This window comes from Streptomyces sp. SID3343 (assembly GCF_009865215.1).
In the GTDB taxonomy this organism is placed as follows: Bacteria; Actinomycetota; Actinomycetes; order Streptomycetales; family Streptomycetaceae; genus Embleya.
The window spans coordinates 1-4720 of sequence record NZ_WWJX01000930.1; the positions used below are offsets into that span (position 1 = coordinate 1).

At 69.9% G+C, this 4720-nt stretch carries 5 protein-coding genes; 1 reads left to right on the forward strand and 4 read right to left on the reverse strand.

The genetic code is table 11. The features are described from left to right. From GT354_RS29020 to GT354_RS29035, 4 genes are all read right to left on the reverse strand, one after another. Window positions 1-265: hypothetical protein (locus tag GT354_RS29020; RefSeq protein ID WP_202512439.1), on the reverse strand; the 265-nt coding region annotated here is incomplete at its 3' end. 199 nt (window positions 266-464) lie between these two features. Continuing rightward, window positions 465-890 carry a VOC family protein gene (locus GT354_RS29025; RefSeq protein ID WP_161359338.1) on the reverse strand — a complete coding sequence of 142 codons (426 nt, stop codon included), beginning with the start codon at window positions 888-890 and terminating at the stop codon, window positions 465-467. Between the two features lie 204 nt (window positions 891-1094). Continuing rightward, on the reverse strand, window positions 1095-1940 hold the full coding sequence (locus tag GT354_RS29030; protein WP_161359339.1) for a hypothetical protein: 846 nt from the start codon (window positions 1938-1940) through the stop codon (window positions 1095-1097). A gap of 108 nt (window positions 1941-2048) precedes the next feature. Next, on the reverse strand, window positions 2049-4397 hold the full coding sequence (locus GT354_RS29035) for an FdhF/YdeP family oxidoreductase (RefSeq protein WP_161359340.1): 2349 nt from the start codon (window positions 4395-4397) through the stop codon (window positions 2049-2051). 229 nt (window positions 4398-4626) lie between these two features. Here GT354_RS29035 and GT354_RS29040 point away from each other — a divergent pair. Next, on the forward strand, window positions 4627-4720 hold a 94-nt coding region (locus GT354_RS29040), incomplete at its 3' end, for a DUF1918 domain-containing protein (RefSeq protein ID WP_161359341.1).

The following is a 4720-nucleotide window of genomic DNA, read 5'->3' on the forward strand; positions in this document are numbered from 1 at the left end:
GCAACACGTCGGCGGCCTCGGGGACGGTGTACACGGGATCGTTGCGCAGCGACGCGGCGATCACCCCGATGCCACCACCGGCCGCGGCGGGAACGGCGCCGACGGGAACCGCAGCGGCAGGAACGGCGGAAACCGGGGGCGCAGGCGCCGGGCGGCCGGGCACGGGGTGGGCAGGAGCCGCGGCGAGGATCAGCGCCGCCACGGCGAGCACGAGCGTGGCCACCCTAGACCACACGCCCATGCCCCGAAATGCGGCTTTCGTCATATGTTCAGGCTACTGCGGCCGGCCCGACCCGAGCCCCGCAACGAGCCGGGATGGCCCCGAAAGCCCTCATTTTTCGTGATGTCACTCGAATCATTGCCGATCGGCAATGTGCCGTGTCATGGGTACACGCAAGGCGGTCGACGGAACGGGCATCCGACTTCTCGTTCAGGGCGGCCGACTCGGTTGTCGATCATTGGGATCACCGGGGCCGGGCGCTGAGGTTGAACATCCAGGTGACCCCGAACCGGTCGACGACCGAACCCGCCTCGTCACCCCAGACCTGCCTTTCCAGCGGCAGGGTGACGGTGCCACCTTCGGACAGCTTCCGGAAGTACTCGCGCAGTTCGCCGTCGTCGTCGCCGCCTACGAAGAGCGCGACGTTGTTCCCCGGCCGGTATGGCGGGTGACCCGGCCTGTCGTCGGGAAAATCCCATGCCATCAGCGTGTAGCCGGCAGGAGTATCGAGGCGGGAGTGCATGACCTTGTCGGCGTTGGGCGCGTCCGGTGAGCCGAAGTCCGCGACGGTTCCCAGCTCCAACTCGCCGCCGAAGACGCGCCGGTAAAATTCCATCGCCTGCCGTGCATCGCCGTTGAACGTGATGCACGGATTGACCTGAGATCCCACTTGGCACCCTCTCTCGTCACGTGACCCCTCGGGCTGCCCCGCGGTCGTTTGATCACGCTCTCAACGAATCACGACACCTCCTGTCGTGATTTCCGCTGAGGTGGGAGCCGACGCACACCCCGGTGCCGACGGTGTGGTCGGCCGGTCTGCTCCGGTGGAACCCGCCCCGGGCGAAGCCGGGGCGGGTTCGTCGGGAAGCGGTCGTCACCACAGATCGGCGACGTGCCGATCCGTCCCCGGTACGGTGCGAAAGAACGGAGCCACGAGTCGGGTGACGGCGAGCCCGTCCTCCTCGACGGCGTCGGTGTAGGCCCGGACGCCCGCAAGGGCCTCGCGGACGTCTCCACGGCAGAACAGCAACTGGACCAGGCGCTCGGGCCCACCCGGCGCCGTACCGAGCGGCATCGGCTGCCTCTGCCGGGCCTCGTCCTCACCGGGCGAGGGAGTCCACGACGCGGCGATCTCGAAGGCCGAGCCCCGCAGCAGGGCGGGCGTGCGTTCGGCGGCGAGCCGCCCGTCGAGAACCGCCGCGTCCCGCCCGCCGACCGCGTCGAACCACACCGCCACGATGCCGTCGTAGCCGTGATCGAGCGCCACTTCGACCGGCACCGGGTCCTCGTCCCGATACACCGTGCCGACGTGGTCGTACAACGCGGTGTGCGCGTGCGTGCGCTCGGCGAAGCCGCGCCCGTCCTCGTACAGCGCCTTCACCTGCGGCCGCGCCCACGTGTCGAAGTGGTCGACGTGGTGCCCGCGTTCCACCCAATAGATCCCGACGTACGATCCCGCGTCGACCGGTTCCGCCACCGCGCCCTGCGCGGGCGCCTCGGCGGGCGTGCGCAGATTCTTGAGCTCGCGGGTGGCAACCCACCGACTCCCGGCGAACAAGTGCGGCCCCACCATGCAGCCCGCGTAGAAGTGGTCCCGCTCGTACCAACGGTTGTAGGCGCTCTCGAACCCACGATGCGGATCGACCAGGGTCAGCAACATACTGCCGACCTTCACCGGATAGTCCGCCACACCACCGACCGCCAAAGGGTCATAGCCCACGCGATTCCACCTCCATCGACCAGGTAAGCCCCCAGAGCATCACCCAATCACTTGACACAATCAAGTGCCAGCGGCGCCGCGCCCACCGTCCGCAGCCGCGACCCGGCCCTACCCGTCCGCCGGTCGGGTGGTCGTCGTCGACGCGGTGATCTCCACGTTGAGGTGCTTCATGATCGGTTGGTCGCTCTGTTCGCTGAAGTCGCCCAGTGGGCACAGCACGTTGAGTTCCGGCATGTAGCCGATCGCGCAGCCGCGCGGGAGGTCGTAGCCCAGTGCCCGATATCCGTGCACCGTGCGGCGGGTGCCGTCGCGGGCGACGCTGGTGATGTCGACGAGGGCCATCTCGGCCAAGGCCCGCTCCCGCATGTCCGCGCCGTTCAGCAGGACCAGCGTGCGCAGGTTGCGTACGCCCCGGTAGCGGTCGTCGGCGGAGTAGATGGTGGTGTTCCACTGGTCGTGCGAGCGGACGGTGGCCAGCACGAGCATGCCGTCCGGGGCGCCGACGGTCGGCAGCGGCGCGGTGGAGAACTCGGCGCGCCCGGTCGGCGTCAGGAAGATCCGCTCGCGGGCCGGTTGGCGGATCCGGAAGCCGCGCTTGGTCCGGACCCGGCGGTTGAAGTCGTCGAAGCCGTCCAGGGCTTGCGCCATCGTGTCGCGGATCCGGTCGTAGTCCTCGACGTACCAGCGCCACGGCGTCGCGCTGTCCGGCAACGCGGCGGCGGCGATGCCGGCGATGATCGCGGGTTCGGAGCGCAGCGTGCCTGCGGCGGGTCGCTTCATGCCGCGCGACAGGTGGACCATGCTCATCGAGTCCTCGACGCTGACCGCCTGTTCGCCGCCGGCCTGCCGGTCCTTCTCGGTACGGCCCAGGCACGGCAGGATCAGCGCGCGGCGGCCGTGCACGACGTGGCTGCGGTTGAGTTTGGTACTGACGTGCACGGTCAGCGCGCACCGGCGCAGGGCCGCCGCGGTGAACGCGGTGTCGGGCGCCGCCATCGCGAAGTTGCCGCCCATGCCGACGAACACCTCGACGTCGCCGCGGTGCATGGCCTCGATCGTGCGTACCGTGTCCAGCCCCGGCTCGCGCGGCGGTTCGATGTCGCAGGCCGCGGCCAGCCGGTCCAGGAAGGCGGCGGAGGGGTGGTGGTCGACGCCGCACGTACGGTTGCCCTGGACGTTGCTGTGCCCGCGGATCGGGCACGGACCCGCGCCCTCGCGGCCGATGTTGCCGCGCAGCAACAGCAGGTTGACGATCTCCCGGACGGTGTCGACGCCGTGGTTGTGCTGGCTGATGCCCAGGCACCACGCGACGATGGTGCGCGCGGAGCGGGTGTACGTCCGGGCCGCCTCCTCGATGCGGTCCCGGGACAGGCCGCAGCCCGCCTCGACGTCCGCCCACGGGGTCTGCGCGCACAGGTCCCGATACTGCTCGAAACCGTGCGTGAACCGGTCGAGGAACTCGTGGTCGATCGCGCCGGGGTCGTGCTCGGCCTGCGCCAGCACCGCCTTCGCCATGCCGCGCAGCAGCGCGAGGTCGCCGCCGATGACCGGCTGGAGGTTGAGCGTCGAGGTCCGAGTGGCCTTGTTCAGGGCCATGTGGGTGAACTCGTGCGGCACGATGGTGCGCGTCGACGCCGCCTCCACCATCGGGTTGACGTGCACGATCGCCGCGCCTCGGCGATATGCCTTGGCCAGTGAGGTGATCATCCGCGGCGCGTTGGAGGCGGCGTTGACGCCGAGCACGAACAGCGCGTCGGCCTCGTCCCAGTCCTCCAGGGCGACGGTGCCCTTTCCGGTGCCGATGCTCGCGGTGAGCGCCCGACCACTGGCCTCGTGGCACATGTTCGAACAGTCGGGCAGGTTGTTGGTGCCCAGTTCGCGGACGAACAGCTGGTACAGGAACGTCGCTTCGTTACTCAGCCGGCCCGAGGTGTAGAACGCCGCCCGGTGCGGGCTGTCCAGCCCGCGCAACGTGTCGCCGACCAGCACGAACACGTCCGCCCAGGTGATGGGCACATAGCGGTCGGATGTCGGGTCGTACACCATCGGCTCGGTGAGCCGCCCCTGATCCTCCAGTTCGTAATCGCTCCACCCGGCCAGCTCGCCGACGGTGTGCCGGGCGAAGAACTCGCGCTTCACCCGCTTGGGCGTCATCTCCCACGTGGTGTGCTTGACGCCGTTCTCGCACAGGTCGAGGTGCAGCCCCGCGTAGTCGTCCGGCCAGGCGCACCCGGGACAGTCGAACCCGCCGTCGGCGTGATTCATGGTGAGGATGGCCCGCACGCCGTCGACCGGCTCCCTCGTCCGTGCCAGGACCCGACCGACGCCGACCGCCGCTCCCCACCCCGCGCTGGGGTGGTCGTAGTCCCGCCGTCCGGGCTCGCCGGTCCCGGGCGCTCCACGCCCCGGCGTGGGGGTGGTGACGTGTACTTCCTCGGGGGTCCGCGCATCGTCCACCGGGGTGCCTCCTGTTCACGAGCGGGACCGCGGTGCGATCTCCCGAACACCCTCGCAGGCCGCCCGATCGCCGAGCCGCCGACGCGCCGCCCGTCACCCCCGCCCGGCCCAACACCCGGCCGCCGGGCCGAGCCCGGTCGAGTTCGCTTCCATGGATACTCAAAGTGGTCGGACCATTACCATCGGTTCGACATGAAGCCCAGCCCCGCCCCCAGAGGAGCCAGTCGTCATGCACGCCACCAAGGGTGACCGTCTCGTCATGCACGGCCGAGTCGTCGGCCAGGAGGACCACGTCGTGGAGATCATCGAGGTACTGGGCCCGG